Annotated in this window: 23 protein-coding genes and 2 pseudogenes; 3 read left to right on the plus strand and 22 right to left on the minus strand. The window is 59.7% G+C overall.

Annotated elements, in window-relative coordinates:
- Positions 1-152: 152 nt before the first annotated feature.
- From RV1423_RS25630 to RV1423_RS25675, 8 genes are all read right to left on the minus strand, one after another.
- The gene (locus tag RV1423_RS25630) at positions 153-1,820 is read right to left on the minus strand and encodes a hypothetical protein (RefSeq protein WP_155835293.1); all 1,668 of its coding nucleotides are present in this window, start codon (positions 1,818-1,820) and stop codon (positions 153-155) included.
- A 55-nt stretch (positions 1,821-1,875) separates the two neighbouring features.
- Positions 1,876-2,298, minus strand: a complete 423-nt coding sequence (locus RV1423_RS25635) for a hypothetical protein (RefSeq protein WP_155835294.1) — start codon at positions 2,296-2,298, stop codon at positions 1,876-1,878.
- Between the two features lie 52 nt (positions 2,299-2,350).
- Positions 2,351-3,438 (minus strand): IS3 family transposase gene (locus tag RV1423_RS25640; protein ID WP_231502513.1). Its coding sequence is split into 2 segments (ribosomal slippage): positions 2,351-3,186 and positions 3,186-3,438, totalling 1,089 coding nucleotides; the frame shifts between segments, so codons are not numbered across the junction.
- Positions 3,439-3,461: 23 nt separating this feature from the next.
- Positions 3,462-3,962 carry a hypothetical protein gene (locus RV1423_RS28770; RefSeq protein ID WP_051516962.1) on the minus strand — a complete coding sequence of 167 codons (501 nt, stop codon included), beginning with the start codon at positions 3,960-3,962 and terminating at the stop codon, positions 3,462-3,464.
- A 102-nt stretch (positions 3,963-4,064) separates the two neighbouring features.
- Positions 4,065-4,808, minus strand: a complete 744-nt coding sequence (locus tag RV1423_RS25655; protein WP_155835295.1) for a hypothetical protein — start codon at positions 4,806-4,808, stop codon at positions 4,065-4,067.
- Positions 4,809-5,390: 582 nt separating this feature from the next.
- Positions 5,391-6,008: a hypothetical protein gene (locus tag RV1423_RS25665; protein ID WP_034303262.1), complete on the minus strand. Its 618-nt coding sequence runs from the start codon at positions 6,006-6,008 to the stop codon at positions 5,391-5,393.
- Positions 6,009-6,012: 4 nt separating this feature from the next.
- A complete protein-coding gene (locus RV1423_RS25670; RefSeq protein ID WP_034303213.1) occupies positions 6,013-6,339 on the minus strand; it encodes a type II toxin-antitoxin system RelE/ParE family toxin in 327 nt (108 codons plus the stop codon).
- A complete protein-coding gene (locus RV1423_RS25675; protein ID WP_034303215.1) occupies positions 6,336-6,605 on the minus strand; it encodes a type II toxin-antitoxin system ParD family antitoxin in 270 nt (89 codons plus the stop codon). The genes RV1423_RS25670 and RV1423_RS25675 overlap by 4 nt, the downstream gene beginning before the upstream one ends.
- Positions 6,606-7,018: 413 nt before the next feature.
- On the opposite strand from RV1423_RS25675, the pseudogene RV1423_RS25680 reads away from it, so the two are divergent.
- Positions 7,019-7,572, plus strand: a pseudogene (locus tag RV1423_RS25680) (YceI family protein).
- 23 nt (positions 7,573-7,595) lie between these two features.
- Positions 7,596-8,171 (plus strand): YceI family protein, encoded by a 576-nt coding sequence (locus RV1423_RS25685; RefSeq protein ID WP_034303217.1) that lies wholly within the window; start codon positions 7,596-7,598, stop codon positions 8,169-8,171.
- Positions 8,172-8,215: 44 nt separating this feature from the next.
- Here the strand turns inward: RV1423_RS25685 and RV1423_RS28775 are convergent, their stop codons facing one another.
- The 14 genes and pseudogenes from RV1423_RS28775 to RV1423_RS25745 all read right to left on the minus strand — a co-directional run bounded on the left by RV1423_RS28775 (position 8,216) and on the right by RV1423_RS25745 (position 19,459).
- Positions 8,216-8,482: a hypothetical protein gene (locus RV1423_RS28775; RefSeq protein WP_155835296.1), complete on the minus strand. Its 267-nt coding sequence runs from the start codon at positions 8,480-8,482 to the stop codon at positions 8,216-8,218.
- Between the two features lie 24 nt (positions 8,483-8,506).
- The gene (locus RV1423_RS28780) at positions 8,507-8,773 is read right to left on the minus strand and encodes an antibiotic biosynthesis monooxygenase (protein ID WP_050469154.1); all 267 of its coding nucleotides are present in this window, start codon (positions 8,771-8,773) and stop codon (positions 8,507-8,509) included.
- Positions 8,774-8,814: 41 nt separating this feature from the next.
- Positions 8,815-9,837, minus strand: a complete 1,023-nt coding sequence (locus RV1423_RS30710; protein ID WP_306411267.1) for a transporter — start codon at positions 9,835-9,837, stop codon at positions 8,815-8,817.
- Positions 9,820-11,268 (minus strand): annotated as a pseudogene (locus RV1423_RS30715) (aldehyde dehydrogenase); the annotation flags it as partial. The pseudogene RV1423_RS30715 and the gene RV1423_RS30710, both read right to left, overlap by 18 nt.
- A gap of 96 nt (positions 11,269-11,364) precedes the next feature.
- Positions 11,365-11,652 (minus strand): GMC oxidoreductase, encoded by a 288-nt coding sequence (locus RV1423_RS25700; protein ID WP_050469155.1) that lies wholly within the window; start codon positions 11,650-11,652, stop codon positions 11,365-11,367.
- Between the two features lie 44 nt (positions 11,653-11,696).
- On the minus strand, positions 11,697-12,872 hold the full coding sequence (locus tag RV1423_RS25705; RefSeq protein WP_231502514.1) for an MFS transporter: 1,176 nt from the start codon (positions 12,870-12,872) through the stop codon (positions 11,697-11,699).
- A 47-nt stretch (positions 12,873-12,919) separates the two neighbouring features.
- Positions 12,920-13,756 (minus strand): alpha/beta fold hydrolase, encoded by an 837-nt coding sequence (locus RV1423_RS25710; RefSeq protein WP_034303221.1) that lies wholly within the window; start codon positions 13,754-13,756, stop codon positions 12,920-12,922.
- A gap of 2 nt (positions 13,757-13,758) precedes the next feature.
- Positions 13,759-13,950, minus strand: a complete 192-nt coding sequence (locus tag RV1423_RS25715) for a 2-hydroxymuconate tautomerase (protein WP_034303223.1) — start codon at positions 13,948-13,950, stop codon at positions 13,759-13,761.
- Positions 13,951-13,973: 23 nt separating this feature from the next.
- The gene (gene dmpH, locus RV1423_RS25720; protein WP_034303225.1) at positions 13,974-14,762 is read right to left on the minus strand and encodes a 2-oxo-3-hexenedioate decarboxylase; all 789 of its coding nucleotides are present in this window, start codon (positions 14,760-14,762) and stop codon (positions 13,974-13,976) included.
- Complete coding sequence (gene dmpG / locus RV1423_RS25725; RefSeq protein WP_034303227.1) at positions 14,759-15,790, minus strand: 4-hydroxy-2-oxovalerate aldolase; 1,032 nt, start codon at positions 15,788-15,790, stop codon at positions 14,759-14,761. The genes dmpH and dmpG overlap by 4 nt, the downstream gene beginning before the upstream one ends.
- Positions 15,791-15,806: 16 nt before the next feature.
- Positions 15,807-16,718, minus strand: a complete 912-nt coding sequence (locus RV1423_RS25730; protein WP_034303229.1) for an acetaldehyde dehydrogenase (acetylating) — start codon at positions 16,716-16,718, stop codon at positions 15,807-15,809.
- Between the two features lie 46 nt (positions 16,719-16,764).
- Positions 16,765-17,547: a 2-oxopent-4-enoate hydratase gene (gene dmpE, locus RV1423_RS25735; protein ID WP_034303231.1), complete on the minus strand. Its 783-nt coding sequence runs from the start codon at positions 17,545-17,547 to the stop codon at positions 16,765-16,767.
- Positions 17,548-17,549: 2 nt separating this feature from the next.
- Positions 17,550-19,004: a 2-hydroxymuconic semialdehyde dehydrogenase gene (locus RV1423_RS25740; protein ID WP_034303233.1), complete on the minus strand. Its 1,455-nt coding sequence runs from the start codon at positions 19,002-19,004 to the stop codon at positions 17,550-17,552.
- Positions 19,005-19,027: 23 nt separating this feature from the next.
- Positions 19,028-19,459 carry a heme-binding protein gene (locus RV1423_RS25745; protein ID WP_034303235.1) on the minus strand — a complete coding sequence of 144 codons (432 nt, stop codon included), beginning with the start codon at positions 19,457-19,459 and terminating at the stop codon, positions 19,028-19,030.
- A 152-nt stretch (positions 19,460-19,611) separates the two neighbouring features.
- Here RV1423_RS25745 and RV1423_RS25750 point away from each other — a divergent pair, with 152 nt between their 5' ends.
- Positions 19,612-20,517: a LysR family transcriptional regulator gene (locus tag RV1423_RS25750; RefSeq protein WP_034303237.1), complete on the plus strand. Its 906-nt coding sequence runs from the start codon at positions 19,612-19,614 to the stop codon at positions 20,515-20,517.
- The last annotated feature ends 24 nt before the right edge of the window (positions 20,518-20,541 follow it).

Here is a 20,541-nt window from a genome sequence, read left to right on the forward strand (position 1 = left end):
CACCGACTACGAGCGCCACCGTCCGTTGAAGTAAAAGTGCCCGATTATCTGAAGCGAATTTGCCAATCGCCGCCGCATATGAAGCAAAAGTGCCGCAATCCCGTCGCTCCAGAACGGACGGCTAATAAAGGCGGTAAGTTGGCCTTGGCTGTCTAAATTGGCTCAAACAAAAATACGTGATGAAGTTCAAGGTGATCTTCGCCATTTTCAAAATATAAGGTTCCAATCGTACGGACTTTTCTATTTGCCAACTGGAATATGGAATTCGGATCTTGTGATGAATTGGAAGGCTTTTCAACAAATAGCTGCTTATAGTAAAGATCCGTATGATATTCAGAGAACGTTGGCTCACCGTTAGGATTCAAATGAAAACAGCAAAAAGTCCGCTTTTTTGTTTGCTGTTTGATTGTGTTGAGAGTGCCTTTAGATACGGTAATGAATTCCGCCGATTTATTTACGCGCGACAAATGCATGCCATTGATATCGGAACTTAAGACCATCCGATTCCATGTGTGAGAAATGCACTCGATGAAATCGGCCGAGGTCAAGTCAAAATCTAGGAATGCAAAATAGGTCAGGAGAAGCGACAGCTTCTCGGTGAGTCTAGGAATAACTGATGCTGACGCGCTACCAAAAGTTATCGTTTTCCCGTGAGCAACATCATCTCTAAAGTTCTTCAAAGTTACAAAATCAGAGTGCGTCAAATTGATAATCTTCAGAACGTCTTGATCAACATTTGAAACCACGTGTTGATACTTATCGACGAAGGAATGATCTATCGAACCAAAGATCTTAGTTGCTAGCTCAACGATATCAGCACTTTGTTCTGTATTCAAATTCGATACGGTTGATAGCTCCCTGCTGAAGTGATTAATTCTATTCGTAGCTGACTTGCTGTTTTTCTTGGGCAGTGATTTTGTCTTGAAATCTACGTAGGAGTCGAGAAGGAAAACATAGGCGGCAACTTTGTATTCCCAGAAATCCTGATATCGCTTCATTGAAGACAGTCTGATCCAATTGGGATCGCGCAATTCTGAATTAAAGAATGCTTGCGCGATGACTTGCCATTTTGCATCCTCATCTAAGATTCTTCGCTTTAGCAGATATCGCATTCCATTTTTGGCATCTCGTTCATCTTCTTCCACTTTTTCATAGTGAGGAAAATAAATAGAGTGCCATTTCCCGTTCTTATCTTTGGCGCGAACAGTGAGTACCGACACCGGTAGTGCCAATAGAATGGAGAACAGCGTGCAAAGACTAGTAACGAGGGAACGGATGTCGATCACTCCGAGATGAGAGTGAGAGTTTTCGACCAAAACAACCGCTGTATTGAGAATTTCGCTTCTCTCAGCTGTTGCTGTTAGATCAGTATGTGGATCAATTGCGAGGCAAAAATTTCCCAATGGAGATGTTACGTTTGCAGAGATTCTTGAAGGTCGGTTCTTCCATTGAACGGAAGTCCCGACGTCACCAATGATTCGTTCCCATTGAAAAAACCATTGAGTGATGTGGGTCATTTCGATTTCGATGGAATCGAAAGCATTAAATGCTTCGCCAGCAAGAATGTATTCTGCATAAACGTCGCCGAAATGCAGCTCACAATTAAACAGCGTATAGGATCTGCCTTCAAGTGAAGTTGCTACCAATCTTTCATAAGATTTTTCCGTATCAAATTTCGCAATTGTTCCCCCTCGAAATCTGAGTGAAATTGCTTTTCGTGGGCCAAAGGCCAACGTCGCATTTCCAACCTTTCCCAATTCATCATGAAAGACATCAACGGGGAAAGAATGGTCATCATTAAAAGAAATATTGTTCGTCATAGCACTTGCATGGCCTAAGCTATAAAGGTTTTTTAGATTCGAGTTATGTGAACCTCTACCGACGTGCCACGCCCCCATAAAGCGTATCAACGACCGTCTTCAGTATCTTGACCAAGCTCCGCACGTCGGCTTCCTCGATCGGTACTTTGCGCCCGACCGGAAGTCTACTATCCGTCTTGCGGACGAACTCCTCGTCAACAATGCCCATCTTGTGTGCTAATAAGTGACGCTTTTGAAATTGCTCGCATACAAAATCCCATTCGTCCTGGGCTACTCCAGCCCCAATATCGAAGCCTTCCTCCTTTTGGAGCTTGGTGCGCGCGGCATCGATGTTCTGAAATGACAGTTTGTAGGCCAACCCGGCACAGTGCTCTCGTCCAAAGCCGTCGAATGCCGATACCACGTCTTCCAGCGCATTTTCAACGAGTTTGGCTTGCACGTTCGCCTCGGCGCCGGCGGCCAGATCCAGCAATTTCAAAGACAGATCAAAAGGTAATCCCCCCATTTCTAAGCTTAGCTAGAAGTAGAGGCTAAGCCGCAAGGGCCAATTTCTGCTTCGGGGTGATACCGCCGAGCGCCATGTTCGGGCGTTCGTGATTGTAGGTCCATAGCCATTTGGTCGCAAACTCTTGGACTTCGTCGATCGATTCAAACAGGTAATGGGCCAGCCAGTCGTAGCGTACTGTGCGGTTGTAGCGCTCGACATAGGCATTTTGTTGCGGTTGCCCAGGCTGGATGTATTCGATTCGGATGGCGCGCTTTTGCGCCCATGCCGCCAGGGTCGCGCTGATGTATTCCGGCCCATTATCACAGCGAATGGTCAGCGGCTTGCCGCGCCATTCGATGATTTGATCCAAAGAGCGGATGACACGAGCCGCTGGCAGTGAGAAATCGACATCAATGGCAAGACCTTCGCGATTGAAGTCATCGATCACGTTGAACAATCGGATACTGCGCCCGTCGGACAATTGGTCGTGCATGAAATCCATGGACCAGACCGCGTTGATCGATTCAGGAACGCTCAACGCTTCGGGCCTTTCCCTGACCAGCCGCTTCTTCGGTTTGATGCGCAAATTGAGCTCAAGCTCGCGATAAATGCGATAGACGCGTTTGTGGTTCCAACCGAATTCCTTGACGTTGCGCAGATACAGAAAGCACATGCCGAATCCCCAGTTGCGTTGATTGTTGGTCAGCCTTACCAGCCAGTCGGCAATCACGGCGTTCTCGCTCGACAACTTGGCATGATAGCGGTAGCAAACCACGCTGATCGCAAAGGCCGCGCAGGCCAACCGGATACTGCAGCCATATTGCTGAACCGCTTTTTTGGCCATCTCTCGTCGCAGAGATGGCCTTACCACTTTTTTTGCATGGCCTCCGTCACCATCTCCGCCTTCAATCTTTCTTCGGCGTACATTTTTTTGAGCCGGCGGTTCTCGTCCTCAAGTTCTTTCATCCTGGACATCATCGACGCATCCATGCCGCCGTATTTGCTGCGCCACTTATAAAACGACGCCGAACTCATTCCATGCTCCCGGCAAAGCTCCGGTACGGGCGTACCTGCCTCGGCCTGCTTCAAGATGCTGATGATCTGACTTTCCGTGAATCGTGATGTCTTCATGTAAAACTTCCTCAAAATCTCATTTAAGAAAATTCTACTTCTAACTGATACTTTTTAAAGGGGGGATTACCAAAATTCGCACAGGCGATTTGCTGCGAATTGTGAACACCGCAGTCGGGACAATAGCCAAACGCACCGTAAATTGTGTATTGCAGCGTGCAGGCAGCGCACGTCACGCGCTCTTCCAGCTCACGCTCGGAATAACGCGCAATCGGAGTGGGCTCACCCTTGACGGTGATGCCGATGGAAATGAAGGCGTTTCTGTCGGGGCGACGCTCCATTTTCTTCATTTCGCCCAGCAAATGGCGGCTGACCTCGTGAAGCGCCACTGATTGCGCATACTCGATCTGCGCCTTCGTCCAGAAGGTGTCGTGACCGTCAACGTGATTGCAGTAGGGACAGTGACAGCCAGGAACGTCCGGTATGCCGGTGCCGCCCTTGATCTTGAAGTATTTCTCGCATTCGGGGCATTCCCGTCCCAGATAACCTTCGTCATCCGGCTCGATCGGTACTGAAAACTCCATTACGTCCCTTTCGCTGATAGCTTCTTGTATGGTTTCTTACGAAGGTGCCATTGTCGACGCTATTGGCATAAATATTTTCTCTGATGAGCCATCGGGCGGCGTTTAATCTTTCAGCTTCTTAAGTACGTCATCTTGAGCAGCCTGTTTGGCTTGGGCATCACTAATTTTTTGTTTGATACTCTGAATCGCAGAGTCTCGTTCTTTTCTGGAGATTTGCTTGATATCTACATTTTTTCCATCTCGATCAATGTGGATCTGGATTAGTTGATCCTCTTTGAAATAATAACGATGCAATTTCGAATCTCTCGTCAACCATCCGGTAGTTAGCAATTTATATTTCAGATACTCAGTTCCCTCGTCATCCTTGCGACATTCGATAGGTTTATCCCACACATCAAGTTTCTTTTTCGCTACACATCGCTCTTCGTACTGCGTCTCTGGCAGAAGAAATGAGATGCTTTCATAGCTTAATTTTTCCGGCACTCTTTGATCTTGAGGTAACTCGGTTTTATAGGTGCCGTCATCCAGAAAATAGTCCTTATACTCAAGACTCAACGACGCGTTCAAAGTCTTCACGCCCAGCAAGGTAGTCTTGTCTGTTCGAGCACATTCAAAGTGACCGTAGCCTGATTTACAATCCTTGAAACCCATTTTCTTTGCCTCTTCAATACGCCCCGGCAATTTATAGCCATCGAAATCGATCACGTTAAATCGACGTACTGGCTCAGCTTTTCCCCCGCATGCGGCAATGAGCAAAGGACACGCCGCAATCAATGCGTAGAGATAGATTTTTCCCATCATATTCTTAGAGATATAAATTAAAAATTGCTGCCATGTGAAAGCCACAAGACACCCCCATCGCCGTACGATTGATGCCTACATTTTGTTGTAGGTCTGTTCAGGCGGAAAAGATTTTAGTATTTTTACGTCATTCTGATGGGAATGTTTGGCGACCATCTCAATGGTCGCAAACAATCAAACTTCATGAGAGACGTTCGCATGAATCATGCCTTGCTCTGCTTATGCTGGAATACCCTTTATTTCCCTAGCGATAAGCAGCCTGCCATGGCGTTGTAGCATTTTGCAGACAGTGTTGGTGTCACCTAGCCCATTTGCCATCAAGATGAGATTGCTTGCAGCGTCCGTGACCTTCGCGCTACCGTTGAAAAAGACTAACAGCGAGGAGTTTTTAATGGATGCCATTAGTGCCAAGTGTGGCCATTTGAAGCGTAGACTAAAGAGAAACGAACGACTAACTGTAGTGACCTGCGTTTGAAACGGGCCGGACCTGCATTCCAGCCGATTCTCAGCCAGGAATAACTGCAACTGACGGCCCCCTCAAACCAGCATTAGCTGCAAGTGGACCTGCATTTGATGGGGCCGACCTGCATTCCATCGGCGCGAGCCAGGATTAACTGCAACTGACCATCAGCAATGCCGTTCGGCCAGTTCGATGATGCGAGGGTTGAACTCTTCGGGCCGCAGGCATTCCATGGGGCCGCGCTGGGGCCACACCTTGAGGATGTTGGCCGGGCGCTGCTCCATTGGACCGTTGCCCAACTCTGGTCCAATGATGTAGGTCGGCACATTGTGGCGCGCATAGTGCGGGTACATTTGGCGGGCGTAGTCCTCGAATCTGCCATCATCGATTGCGCCATCGGCGAACACCAAGAACGCCACCATCGTGCCGCACATATCGCAACGTACTTCCTCGCAAGGAACTTGACCCTGTGGGTGAGGTTGTCGAATTGGGAGCGGCGCGGGGCGTCCGCGCCCCCGCACCGATTCAAGGATACGTGTCAACTCCTTGCAAATCGGGTCGAGGACTTTAAGGCGTTGTTGCGTCATCGGGTCGCACGCTTCGCCGGCAACTTCGCTGACGATCTGTGTATCTCCTGTCGGCGTGCTTTCTACGGCAAGCCTGCCAAGTTCGCCCAGCTCGTAATCACGGAACACATACGCCATGCCGTTCGGTAGAAGTTGCCGCGTGACAGTGATATTCGGCGGCAAACGGAATCCTAAACCGGAAGAAAGATTTTCGGTCATCGCTTCAGTGCTCCGGTCCATCATCGGAGTCAACTTGCAAGATCGTTTCATAATCCTGACCGCCGTAGAAGATGCCGATGATGGATATTTGCTCGGTGTCCACGGCGAAAGCGATCACAGCACGCTTCTTGTAGTTGGTGATGCGCAGGCCCGGCCGCACGTCATCGCGCACAGTGCCGCGATGGGGGAAGGTACACAGACTCTCGCAGTAGCTGACGATAGCTTCCGTGTACCCGGTTGCTATATCGGACGAGGCCGCATCGGCAATGTAGCGGTACAGCGCTATAAGTTGTTCCTCGGCCTCGGGGGAGAAGATGACGCGGTAGCTCATCGCGCCTTGGCGTGCTCGGCGGCTAGGCGGGCGCGTACCTGGTCAACGGTAACGGCTCGGGCTGGATCGGCTTTCAACGCATCGTATGCCGGTCCGACCTGGTGGTTCAGCCAGCTTTCAACAGCCCGATCACGCGCCAGGAGCGCACGCAGACCGTCGCGGATGACTTCGCTTTCCGTCGCGTACTCACCAGTCCGCACCTTGGCCTTCACCACGTCCGCCATATCCAGCGGCAGGGTGATACTCAATTGCTGAGTTGTTCGCATAGTAGTCTCCGATTGCGTGATAGGATTTAATCCTACTCGAATCATCGCCAAGAGTCCAGCCTTGTCGTTGGATGCCGGGGAGCGGGCGCAAAATCCAGAAAAGGTAGGTTTTCTGGACGGACGATGACGCAGGCACGCTGTGGCCGGGATGCCCGGCGCTCGAAGTCCACAAACGCAGTCCACCAAACTTGTTCCATGAACAAGGCCGCTCAATAAGTTCCTGGAACATTTTCAGTTGCAGTTATTTCTGGTTCTCGCTGATGGAATGCAGGTCGGACCCATCAAATGCAGGTCCATTTGCAGCTAATGCTGGTTTGAGGGGACCGTCAGTTGCAGTTATTCCTGGCTGAGAATCGGCTGGAATGCTGGTCTGGCCCGTTTCAAACGCAGGTCGCTACACTTAAGGAACAGTAATGAAACCTCTACGCCATCTCGCACTCGCGTCCCTGCTCGTTCCGTTGTTCGGGCAGGCCGCGCCCCTCAAGGTCAACGCTGCGCGCAGCAGCGTCAGCGCCGTGTTCAAGCAGATGAACGTTCCGGTCGAGGCGAAGTTCAAGCAGTTCAACGCGCAGATCGACTATGACGCAAAGCGTCCCGAAGCCGCAAAGGCGCAAGTGAACATCGCGACGGCCAGCCTCGACATCGGCGACCAGGAGTACAACCGCGAGGTCGGAAAGAAGGAGTGGTTCAACGCGGCCCAGTTCCCGCAGGCCAGCTTCGTCTCCACCGCCATCAAGCCCGCCGCCAATGGGACGCTTGCGGTCACCGGAAAGCTGACGATCAAGGGCAAGACTGCTGACGTCGCCTTTCCGCTGACGGTCAAGGCCGACGCCCCAGACAGGTATTCGAGGGTCAGATTCCGATCCGGCGCCTGACTTTCGGCATCGGCGAGGGTGAGTGGAGCGACACCAGCATGCTCGCCAACGAAGTCCTGATCAAATTCCGCGTCACAGCGGGCAACCAGTAATCTCAACCAAGGAAATAACCCACATGAACATCAAGCACATCATCGCAGCCGCCTTTGCCATCAGCGCCGCCGGGAGCGCACTCGCCGCCGACACCTATGCGATCGAGCCGAACCACACCTTCCCGAGCTTCGAGGCAGACCACATGGGTGGGCTGTCGGTCTGGCGCGGCAAGTTCACCAAGACGAGCGGCAGCATCACGCTTGACCGCAAGGCGAAAACCGGCAGCGTCGACATCACGATCGATGCCAGCACCCTCGACTTCGGCCATGCCAAGATGAACGAGCACGCCAAGGGTGCGGACATGTTCGACGTCGCCAAATTCCCGACGGCGACCTACAAGTCGAAATCGATCACCTTCAAGGGCGACCAGCCGTTCGAGGTCAACGGCGAACTGACCCTGCATGGCGTAACCAAACCGGTCAAGCTGACGATCAACCAGTTCAAGTGCATTCAGCATCCGATGTTCAAGCGCGAAGCCTGCGGCGCCGACGCCTCGGCCAGCTTCAACCGCAGCGACTTCGGCATCGACTACGGCGTGCAGATGGGCTTCAACCCGACCGTGAAACTGGCGATCCAGGTCGAAGCGCTCAAGCAGTAACAAGCTTTGCTGGTCGCCAGCTCCGCTCCGCCGCCGGGAGGCCGCTATTTCATCAGCCAGCGCCCGGCCAGGCGGATCAGGAAGGGCATCAGCAGATACACCATCAAACCTGAAATCATCAATGCGGTGACGGCTGCCACCGCCAGGCCCGGCAAACCCGGGACAATCCATGCCGCCATCGTACGGATTGGTGGCGGCAGGAGCACCGTCAGCGGATATACCGCAAGTGCGGACAGCATCCATTGCTTCCAGCGCCTGGGCTGGCGCCGTCCGGATGGCGGGGTGAACCAGAACTCGGCATCATGGTGCACGTGAAAGCGATCGTCGCCGGCCAGTCAGGGTTCGGCAACCTTCAGCAGCGCCTGACGCACCGGCGAGAGCAGCCAGGCGTGCGCGGTTTCCTTGTCGACAAAACGCAGGATGATGACGTACCTGGAACCGGATTCGACCGGACGTATGATATCCGTCCCCAGATAGCCTGCGAAGCGCTGGTGCGCGGCCGTGGCATCGAGAAGCCAGCGCTCGTAATCGGCACGATGTTCGAGACGAACATCGTGCAGGATCACGCTGGTTGCAATGTCGCTCTCAGACTGCTTCGTCATGCATTCCTTCCATGTGCTGGACGCTTACCGCATGGGCCCGATCAGAACGGGATGATGGCCTTGACCCAGAAGGCCTCTCCATCGGAGCGGTTGCGCACACCCGACTGACGCTCGTACTTCGCACTGAGGAACCAGCCGTTCTTGCTCTGGTACTTCACGATCGGTCCCGCCGCGAAGGCACGGCCCCTGTTCGCAGGCACGCTGCTGCCTGTGACGTCGTCGTCGGAAACCTGGCGGTACACATACCCGCCAACCCCGGCCACCCAGCCATTGCCAAGGCCCCAGCCGAGCGCATAGTCGGCATGCAGTTCCTGGCCGGACCGGTAATCGGTATCGCCATTGCGGAAATTGTAATCGTACATCAGCTTCACGTCGGCGTTGATTCCCGACGGCTGCGCGTAAGAAATCGCTATCAGCGGCTCGACATTCCAGTAGTTGCGGCCGATGTTGGCAACGTCGCCGCGTTCATACTTGCCGGTAGGTGCGTTGACCTCGAAGGCGACAACATAATGGAGTTTGTCCGACACGTGATAGCCAAGCGCTGCAGCGAGGTTGATGTCCCCTATTCCGGTCTTGCTCTGCGCATTCGGGCCGACGCGGACGTCGACATTCAACAGCGGAACGATCGTTTGGAAGGCCAGCTGGCCGCCGAATACCCTGGTATCGCTCACCCAGACAAAGCGGGGCACGATACCCGTCACGTCCGCGCGAAAGCCGCCGACGGCCGCAGCGATGTCATTGCCGCTGTCGTCCCGCAGCGCCGTCGCATGGTAGCGGGTGCCGTATACAATCGAATAGAAGCCCGGCGGCGGCAGCGCCCCTGACAGGAAGTTTTCGACGCCGTTGGCATAGATGCTGCCCCCGCCTTCGGTGGCAAAGACAGGGCTGCACAGCAAAGCGGCCAAGGCGGCAAGGGCGTGCGTCGTTCGCGGCAGCATGCGGCCGCGTGTGTGGTTCGTCATGATTGTCTCCTGACTATTCTTGGGATCGGCGGTGGGGCGCTGGTCGCCCGGCACCGCCGTGGAGGAAGCGCAGCGGAAAACGTAGAACGGATAGTCCTGCATCTCGGGCTCGATGGTCACCCACTTAAGTTCGGTGAACTCGTCGATGACGGCGCGGCCGTCGAAGCGGCCATAGCCGCTGTTTTTCGTGCCGCCATAGGGTGCCTGCGCTTCGTTCTGGACCGTGGCGCCGTTCACGTGCACGCATCCGGCATCGATCCTGAGGGCGACCGCCAGCGCACGGTGCACGTCACGGCCGAACACTGCCGACGACAGGCCATAGGCCGTATCGTTGGCGACGCGGATCGCTTCCTCGGCGCCGTTCACGCGTACGACAGTGGTGATCGGGCCGAAGGTCTCTTCGTCATAGATGCGCATGGCGGGCGTCACCTTGTCCAGGATGGTCGCCGGCATCACTGCGCCATCGGCCATTCCGCCGCATACCAGGACTGCCCCCTTGCGGACTGCATCGTCGATCAGATCGTTCAGGCGCGTGCCATTCTCGGCCGTGACCATCGGGCCGATGACGCAGCCCGGCCCTGCGGCAGGATCGCCCATTTTCAGCGCGGATGCGCGTGCCGCGAATTTGGCGACGAAATCGTCGGCCACCTTTTCGTCGACAACCAGGCGCTCGGTCGACATGCAGATCTGCCCTTGGTACAGGAAGGAGCCGAACACGGCGGCCTTGACCGCGCCCTCAATATTGGCATCGTCGAGCACAACCAGCGGCGCCTTGCCGCCCAGTTCGAGCAGGCAGCGTTTCAGCTGGGTGGCAGCCTTCTGCGCGATGATGCGCCCGACCCGGGTCGAGCCGGTGAAGTTGATGCGGCGGACGGCCGGGTGGGCAATCAGCGCATCAACCACTTCCGGTGCATTGTCCGGGTCGTTGGTCAGGAAGTTCAGGGCGCCCGCCGGCAGGCCGGCTTCGAGCAGCGCCTCAGCGACCATCAGGTGCATGCGCGGGCTTGCCTCGGAGGCGCGGAAGATGACGGTGTTGCCGCAGGCGAGCGGATACGCGATGGCGCGGGCCGCCAGCACCACCGGGCCGTTCCATGGCACCATGCTGAGCACCACGCCAACCGGCTGGCGAACCGTCATCGACAGTGTGCCCGGTTTGTCGGTCGGGATGGTTTCGCCCTGGATCTGCGTAACCAGGGAGGCGGCCTCGCGGAACAGGTTCGCGGCCAGCATCACGTTGAAGCCGCTCCAGAGCTCGGAGGCGCCCACCTCGCTGGCCATGACCTGGATGAATTCGGGCACCCGCGCTTCCAGCGCGTCAGCGGCCTTGAGCAGGATCTTGCGCCGCTCGGTCGGGCTGGTCAGCGACCAGGTCTTGAAGGCCGCGGCGGCCGACTCCGCCGCCTTGATGGCGTCTTCGACGGTGGCCGCGGCTGCTGTCGTGACGACGCTGCCGGACACCGGATGCATGCGGGCGTAGGTCGCACCGCCGCGGGCGGCGACATGTTCGTTATCGATAATCAGTTGGGTTTTCATCTTTTGTCTCCTGGTTTGAACGTGGTGTCACCGGTAACCGCAGCTCTGGCAGCAGAACGTAGAAGCCGGTAACGATAAATGCCTGGTGCGGGGCGCTCAGGCCTCGGCTTTCAATATCTCGGCCATCCGTTCGCCAATCAGTACGCAGGTCGCCATCGTCGCCACCGACACGATGCGCGGCATGATCGAGCTGTCCGCGATCCTCAGCTTCCTGATGCCATTCACGCGCAGGCTCGGGTCGACCACGGCAAGCGAATCCTTGCCCATGCGGCAGGTGCCGCTCTCGTGGAAATAGGTCGTCGCGCCATTGCGGATGAGGTCGTTCATTTCCGTACCGGCAAGCTTCCTGGCGGGCGCCACCTCGCGCTTCGGTTGCGAGCTCAATCCTGATCAACATCGCGCCCAGGCCTGTGAGAAACCCATTTTCTTCAACCAGCCGCCAGCTTGCGCGCCCGCAGCCGCGCGAAATTCATCGCCACCGCCACTGCCCCCAGTGCGCCGGCCGCAATCACCGTCGTGGTACCGATCCCCTCCACCAGCGCCCCCGCCAATGCCATCCCGGCGGATTGCCCGAGCAGGAAGCAGGACGAAAAGGCCGATACCGCCGCGCCACGCCGTTCCGGCGCCATCTGCGTGGCGTTGATTTGCAAGGTGTTATGCAGCATGTAGAACCCAAGCCCGGCCAACAGGCATCCGGGAATCGCCCACGGCCACGAAGGCGCCAGCGCCGCCAGCAACAAGCCCGCACCCAGAATCGTCCCGCCCCAGCGTGCCAGGCCCACTTCCCCAAGGCGCCTGACCAGCATGCCCGAGGTCGTCGCAAACAGCACCCCGCCCAGTCCGAACAGCATCACCAGGCTGCCGGCCTTCGACAGCGATACCCCGTGCAGGCGATGCAGGTGCGAAGCAATGAAGGGGAAGGCGCCATACACGAACGCGCCTTCCACGAACACCGTCAGCAGCACCACGCGCGCCCAGCGCGAGGACAGCACATGGCCAAACTCGGCGAGCATGCGGCGCACCGCGTGGCCTTCCGCCTTGCGCACCTGGCGCGCGCGCTCGGGCAGGCGCCGGTTCATCGACAGCAGCGCCACCGAGAGTGCGGCGAACGCCAGCGCAATGCCAAAGAACGGCGCGCGCCAACCCAGGTAGTCGGCCGCCAGTCCGCCCACCATCACGCCGGACGACAAGCCGCCAATCTGCCCCAGCAGGAAGCGCGCCAGGACCGGCTGGCGCCGCTCGTAAGGCACCACATCGCCGATCCACGCCATCGACAAGGGAATGGTCGCGGCGGCAGTGGCGCCCGCCAGCAGGCGCGCACCCAGCAGCATCGGGAAGCTTGGCGCCAGCCCGCATAGCGTCGCGGTGAACGCGCAGGCCACACAGGCCCAACCGACCACGACGTACTTGCCGAAGCGGTCGCCCAGGGGGCCGAAGAACAGCTGCGACGCACCCCATGCGATGGCGAAGCAGGTGATGACCGCCGATGCCACGCCCAGCGAAACGCTGAACTCGCTGGCCAGGTTCGGCAGCTGGGCGTCGGCCACGCGCGACGACATCGCGCTGCAAAACGCCGCCAGCGACAGCCACAGAATGGCCGTCACTGGAATCGTGGTGGCCGCCGCCGGCGCCTGATGAGCTGGTACTTCCGTCAGTCTTCCCCCTCGGCGAAAAAGTCGCCAACCAGCTGGTTGAAGCGCGCCGCATGCTCGATCTGGGTCCAGTGACCGCACTGCCCGAACACGTGCAGCTGCGATTTCGGAATCAGCCCGAACAGCTGGTACGAGCTCTCCAGCGGTATTACTTTGTCCTCGCGGCCGTGGACCACCATGGTCTCGTGCGGCAGCGCGCGGATTGCTTCCACCGGGCTCGCCAGCCCATCGACGCCACGCTGGCGCGGCGCCGGGAACATTTGCGAAAACGCTTCCTGGAATCCAGGCCGGATACTCGCCTCGTAGCGCATCCGCGCCAGCTCGTCATTGACCAGGTTGCGGTTGTACGCGAACACGTCGAGCAGGCCACGCATGTTGTCGAGCGACGGCGTGTAGCCCCACACCCGGTCGAGGCCCTCGGTGATCGGAAACGCGATGCCGGCGCTGCCCATCAGCACCAGGCGGTTGACCCGCTGCGGCGCGCGGATCGCCAGCGCCAGCGCCAGCCCGCCGCCGAACGAGTTGCCGACCACGTGCGCGCGCTCGATGCCCAGCGCGTCCATGAAGTCGATGATGTGGCTGACCCAGGTGTCCATGTTGTATTGGACGCCCGCCGGGCGCTCGGTGTAGCCGAAGCCCACCATGTCGGGCGCCAGCACGCGGAACTGTCTGGCCAGCGCCGGCATGGTCAGGCGCCAGTTGGCCCAGCCGGTCACGCCCGGGCCGGAACCGTGGATCAGCAGCACCGGCGCTCCCTCGCCCTGCTCGTGGTAGTTCGTCTTGACGCCGTTGGCAACGACGGTCTTGCCGATTTCTGGGTTCGGATTGGTCGTCATGATCAGCGCCCCAGGTCCTTGGCGCTGACGCCGCCGATACCCCAATTGGTGTTCGGCACGTCATGCATCCAGACGCGCACGTTTTCCTTCGGCGCACCCACCGCCTCGGACAGCGCCTGCGTCACCTTCTCGATGACGGCGCGCTTCTGTTCCTCGGTCCGGCCTTCCAGCAGATAAATCTGAGCGAACGGCATAATGAATTCCTTTGATAAGTATTTTATACGAAGCGCATGCCAACACTGCCCATGCCCTGAATCCGCAGGCAAACCGAATCGCCGGCCTGCACCGCCACCGCTTCCGTTATGCCGCCCGACAGAATCAGGCTGCCGGCCGGGATTTCCTCGCCGCGCGCACCGAGATGGTTGGCCAGCATCGCGATGGCCGCGGCCGGGTGGCCCAGCACGGCCGCGCCGGCGCCGAAGGCCACCGGCTCGCCATTCTTTTCCAGTACGATGCCGGCCGTGCGCAGGTCTACTTCGCCCACAGCGACCGGGCGGCCGCCGACCACGAAGCGCACTGCCGACGTGTTATCCGCAACGACGCTCTTCAGGTCGAACTTGAAGTCGCGGTAGCGCGAATCGATGACCTCGATCCCCGGCATGACGAAATCGGTCGCCGCCAGCACCGCGCCGATGTGGCAGCCGGGGCCCTTCAGTGCGCGCTTGGTGACGAAGGCGATCTCCGGCTCCACCTTCGGGTGGATCAGCTGCGCCACCTTGCACTCGCCGCCGTCCGGCACCGCGAAGGAATCGGCCAGGAACCCGAAGACCGGTATTTCGACGCCCATCTGCTTCATCTTTGCGTGCGAGGTGAGGCCGGCCTTGAGGCCGACGATCCTGCCGCCGCGCGCTACCTTGCGGCGCCTTATCTCGTCCTGGATCGCGTAGGCGTCGTCCCAGTCCATGCCCGGATAATCCTCAGTGATCTTGGTGGTGTCGCGTGCCTCCAGCTCGCAGTCTTCCAGGTGCTGCGCGAGGCGTACGATGGTTGCGTGGTCGAGATTCATGCTGCCATCCTCCGCTCGCGCGCCAGGGTCATTGCGGTGTCCTCGATCATGTCTTCCTGACCCGCCACCATGCCGCGCCGCCCCAGCTCCACCAGGATGTCGCGCGCCGACACGCCGTACTTCGCCGAGGCGCGCTTGGCGAACAGCAGGAAGGTCGAGTACACGCCGGCATAGCCCAGGGTCAGCGCGTCGCGGTCGATGCGCACCATGTGGTCCATCATCGGCAGCACGATGTCTTCGGCCACGTCCATGATCTGGTACAGGTCAACGCCGGTCTCGATCTCCATGCGGTTGCAGACTGCCACGAACACTTCGAGCCGGGTATTGCCGGCGCCCGCGCCCAGGCCGTTGGTCGAGCCGTCGATGCGCACCGCGCCCGCTTCCACGGCGGCCAGCGAATTGGCCACGCCCATCGCCAGGTTGTCATGGCCGTGGAAGCCGATCTGGGTCTCGGGCCTGAGCACGGCGCGCAGCGCGGCCACGCGCTCGGTCACGCCGTCCGGCAGCAGGTAGCCGGCCGAATCGGTCACGTACACGCATTCGGCGCCGAACGACTCCATCAGCTTGGCCTGCCCGGCCAGCTTCTCGGGGGTATTCATGTGCGCCATCATCAGGAACCCGACGGTGTCGAGGCCCAGCTTGCGCGCCACCGCGATGTGCTGCTCCGCCACGTCGGCTTCGGTGCAGTGGGTTGCCACCCGCACCGTGTGCAGGCCGCAGTCGTGCGCCGCGCGCAGGTGGTCGACGGTGCCGATGCCGGGCACCAGCAGCGCCGACACTTTGGTGCGCTTGAGGTGCGGCAGCACCGCGTTGAGGTACTCGACATCGCTATGCAGCGGAAAGCCGTAGTTCACCGAGCCGCCGCCGAGGCCGTCGCCATGGGTGATCTCGAGCAGCGGCATGCCGGCTTCGTCGAGACCCTTGGCCACCGCGATCATCTGCTCGATCGTGATCTGGTGGCGCTTCGGGTGCATGCCGTCGCGCAGCGTATTGTCATGCAAAATAATCTTCCGGCCTTTAAGGTTCATCTCTTCTCTCCTTGGGTCAGGCGGCCACGCGTTCGAGCGTGAGGCTGCCGTTCAGCAGTTCTTCGGCAAACATCTCGGCGGTGCGGGCGGCGGCCGCCGTCATGATGTCGAGGTTGCCGGCGTATTTCGGCAGGTAGTCGCCCAGCCCTTCCACTTCAAGGAACACCGATACGCGGTTGCCGTCGAAGACCGGGCCGTTGATCAGTTTGTAGCCGGGCACGTATTTCTGCACGTCGGCGATCATGGCGTGGATCGAGGCGGTGATGCGCTCCTCGTCGGGCGCCGACTCGGTCATGCAGTGCACGGTGTCGCGCATGATGATCGGCGGCTCGGCCGGGTTCAACACGATGATCGCCTTGCTCTCCTTTGCGCCGCCCACGTCGCGAATCGCGCCGGCCGTGGTGCGGGTGAATTCGTCGATATTCTTGCGGGTGCCGGGACCGGCGGAGCGCGACGCGACGGTGGCGATGATTTCGCCGTACGCCACCGGCTGCACGCGCGACACCGCAGCCACCATCGGGATCGTCGCCTGGCCACCGCAAGTGACCATGTTCACGTTCATTTCGCTCTTGCCGACCAACGTCTTCAGGTTCACCGGCGGGATGCAGAACGGGCCGATCGCGGCCGGCGTGAGGTCGATCATCAGCACGCCCAGCGCGTTGAGCTTGCGCGAATTTTCGGCGTGGACATAGGCGCTGGTGGCGTCGAACGCGATCTGCACGCCGTCTTCGATGACGTGCGGCAGCAGGCCGTCAACGCCGTCGGCGGTGGTCTTGATGCCCATCTCGCGGGCGCGCTTTAGGCCGTCCGAATCCGGGTCGATGCCCACCATCCAGACCGGTTCCAGCACGGCGCTGCGCTGCAGCTTGGCCAGCAGGTCGGTGCCGATATTGCCCGGCCCGATCACTGCGCATTTGATTTTTTTCATGGAAGATGCTCCGATAAAGTCGTTAGGTAAAGCCAGGTCCTGGACGTCAATGGAAGCGCACCGAGCAGCCGCCAAGGCCGCCGATGCTGACGCGGAAGCTGTCGCCGGCCTTGGCGGGGAACATCGCCGCCAGTGCGCCGGACAGGATGACTTCGCCGGCCTTGAGCGGAATGCCAAGCGCGCCCATGGTGTTGGCCAGCCACGCCACCGCATTTACCGGCGAGCCGAGGGCCGCGGCGCCGGCCCCGGTGGCGATGATTTCGCCGTTGCGCTCAAGGACCATGCCGCACAGCGAGAGGTCGATCTTGCGCGGATCGACCGCCTGGTCGCCCAGCACGAACACCCCGCACGAAGCGTTGTCGGCCACGGTGTCGCCGATCTTGATCTTCCAGTCGCGGATGCGCGAGTCGACGATCTCGAAGCACGGCATCACGCATTCGGTGGCGGCCAGCACCTCGGCGTTGGTCACGCCGGGGCCCATCAGGTCCTTCTTGAGGATGAAGGCGATCTCGCCCTCGGCCTTGGGCTGGATCAGGGTGTCGATCGGCACCGACGCGCCTTCGTTGTAGATCATCCCGTCGAGCATGTAGCCGAAGTCGGGCTGGTACACGCCGAGCATGTTCATCACGGCGCGCGAGGTGACGCCGATCTTCTTGCCGATGATGCGTTCGCCGGCTTCGACCCGGCGTTCGATCATGCGCTGCTGGATGCGGTAGGCATGTTCCACCGTCAGCTCGGGGTGGCGCGCGGTCAGCGGATCGATCACCGAACGCGTAATCAGAGCCTGGTACAGTTCGTCGCCGAGCTGGGTAATGAGTGTCTTGTCCATGGTCACAGTTTGATGCACACGTTTTTAAGTTCGGTATAAAACTCGAGCGAATGGACGCCGCCTTCGCGCCCGATGCCCGACTGCTTGGAGCCGCCAAACGGCGTGCGCAAATCGCGCAGGAACCAGGAGTTGACCCAGACGATGCCCGCTTCCAGTACGCCGCCGAGGCGATGCGCGCGCTGCAGGTTGGTGGTCCACACCGCGGCGGCCAGGCCGTAGGGGTTGTCGTTGGCGCGGCGGATGACTTCTTCTTCGCTGTCGAATGGGGAGATGTGGCAGCACGGGCCGAAGATCTCGTCGCGCATCACCGCCGCGCTGTCGGGCAGGCCGGTCCAGATGGTCGGCTCGACCCACGAGCCGGCTTCCAGTGCGGCCGGCATGTCCGGAACCCCGCCGCCGGTGACGACGGTGGCGCCCTCTTCCACCGCCTTGCGGTAGTACGACAGTACCTTGTCGCGGTGCTCCTGCGAGATCAGGGGGCCCATCTTGCTGGCCGGGTCGGCGGGCAGGCCGGGCTTCATGCTCTCGGCGCCGCGCTTCAGGCGGCTGACGAATTCGTCGAAGATCGGGCGCTCGACGTACACGCGCTCGGTGCCCAGGCATACCTGGCCGCAGTTGGCAAAGGTGGAGCGCAAGGTGCCTTCGATGGCAGCGTCCATGTCGCAATCGGCAAAGACGATGGCGGCGTTCTTGCCGCCCATTTCGAGCGACACAGGACGGGCGCCGTCCGCTGCGGCCTTCATGATGGCCGCGCCGGTGCGCGTCTCGCCGGTGAAGGTGATGGCGCTGACGCCGGGGTGGGTGGTCAGGAACTCGCCGGCGGCGTCCGGGCCGAAGCCGTTGACCACGTTGAACACGCCCTTCGGCATGCCCACCTTGTTCATCACTTCGCCCAGCAGGGCGGCGGTCTGCGGCGTTTCCTCGGAAGGTTTGACGACGACCGTGTTGCCGCACGCGAGCGCCGGGCCGAGTTTCCAGGTCATCAGCAGGAACGGCAGGTTCCACGGGCAGATGACCGCCACCACGCCGACCGGGCGGCGCAGCGAATAGTTCAGCGCGCCGCGTCCGTCGGGGGTGGCCATTTCGAAGAATTCGGACGGCACGTTCTTGACCACGTCAGCGAAGATCTTGAAGTTGGCGGCGCCGCGCGGCACGTCGACGTGGCGGATGAAGTGGGACGGCTGGCCGATGTCGCTCATTTCGGCTTCGGCGAAATCGTCGAAGCGGCGGGTGATTTCGTCGGCCACCGCGTACAGCATGTCGACGCGGTCGGCGACCGCCAGCTTGCCCCAGGGGCCGTCAAGCGCGCTGCGGGCGGCGCGTACCGCGGCATCGACCTCGGGCTTGCCGGCGGCCGCGACGCGGGCGATCACCTTGCCGTCGTACGGGGTCGTCTTGTCGAACCAGTCGGTGGTTGCGACAAATTCGCCGTTGATGAAGTTAAGTATTTCTTTCATTGGTAAGGTCCTTGGATTCGCGGTTACGACTCGAGCGACGCGGCGGCCAGGCCGGCGCGCGCACATGCTTCATCTTGTTCCTCGGAGGCGCCCGAGACGCCGATCGCGCCGATCACGGCAGCGCCGGCCCGGATCGGCAGCCCGCCGCCAAACATCACGAACCGTGGGCGCAGGGGAAGGCCCTGGCGCAGCGCGGCCGACTCCTGCTCCAGCACCTTGCCCCACTGGCTGGTCGGCAAACCGAAGCTCAGCGCGGTGTAGGCCTTGTCCTCGCTGATACCGATCGAGTGCAGCGGCGCACCGCCCATGCGCAGGAAAGCGAGTGGATTGCCGCCGGCATCGACCAGGGCAACATTGATCCTGACGCCCAGTTCGACGGCGTGGCGGACCGCGCCCACGGCGGCGCGCTGCGCCGCTTCCCACCCAAATTCCTGCTGGTCTGATCCTGGTGTCATGTGCTGCCTCCTTGACTACGATTCTATGGAGCGCGTTTCATTCTGTAAAATACTAAATAGGTCTTGATTGATACCGAATAGGTATGGCTTTACGTTGCGCAATCGATGCGCCTGGGGTATAACTTTGCAGTCTCCTTCCTCGGTCAATTCCAATGGACCTGCGTCAGATCCGTTACTTCCTGGTGCTCGCCAGCGAGCTCAATTTCACGCGCGCCGCTGGCCGGCTGCACATTTCGCAGCCGCCGCTGACGCGCCAGATCCAGCAGCTCGAGGCGAGCATGGGCGTGGTGCTGTTCGAGCGAACCACGCGCGGCGTGGCCCTGACCCCGGCCGGCGCGGTGTTCCTGGAGGAGGCGCGCAAGATCGTCGCCCTTACCGACCAGGCCACCAACAAGACGCGGCTGGCGCACCAGGGGCAGCTGGGACGGCTCGACATCGGCGTGTTCGGCTCGGCGATCCTGAACGTGATTCCGACTCTCTTGATCGAACTGCGCAAGACCCATCCCGACATCGTCATCTCGCTGCAGAACACGACCAAGATCCAGCAGGTCGAGGCGGTGCGCGAGAAACGGCTCGACATCGGCTTTAACCGCGTGTTCCCCGAGGTGGAGGACCTGGTGGTGGAGACGGTGATGATGGAAAGCCTGTACGTGGCGATGCACAAGGACCACGAGCTGGTGCGGCGGCGTACGCTGGCGGTCAGGGACCTGAACAACCAGCCGCTGATCCTGTTCCCCAACAACGTGCGCCCGACCTTTGCCGACAACGTGGTGTCGCTGCTGCGCGACGAGGGCTTGACGCCCAACGTGGTGCATGAGGTGGAAGACGTGATGACCTGCATTGCGCTGGTGTCGGCCGGGCTGGGGATGGCGGTGGTGCCGGAATCGGCGGTGAACCTGCAGCTGCCCGGCGTGCGCTACCACCCGCTGCGCTCGGCGGAGGCGAAGGTCGACCTGAGCTGCGTGTACCGCGCGGACAATGCCTCGCCGGCGCTGATGGGGTTTCTCGACATCGTACGCAAGGTACGCAGCCGCAAGATCAAGCTGGTGACCGAGTAGACCCGTGCAACGCGTGGGTGCTCG

The sequence above is a fragment of the Herbaspirillum sp. RV1423 genome (genome assembly GCF_000577615.1).
Classification (GTDB): domain Bacteria; phylum Pseudomonadota; class Gammaproteobacteria; order Burkholderiales; family Burkholderiaceae_D; genus Herbaspirillum.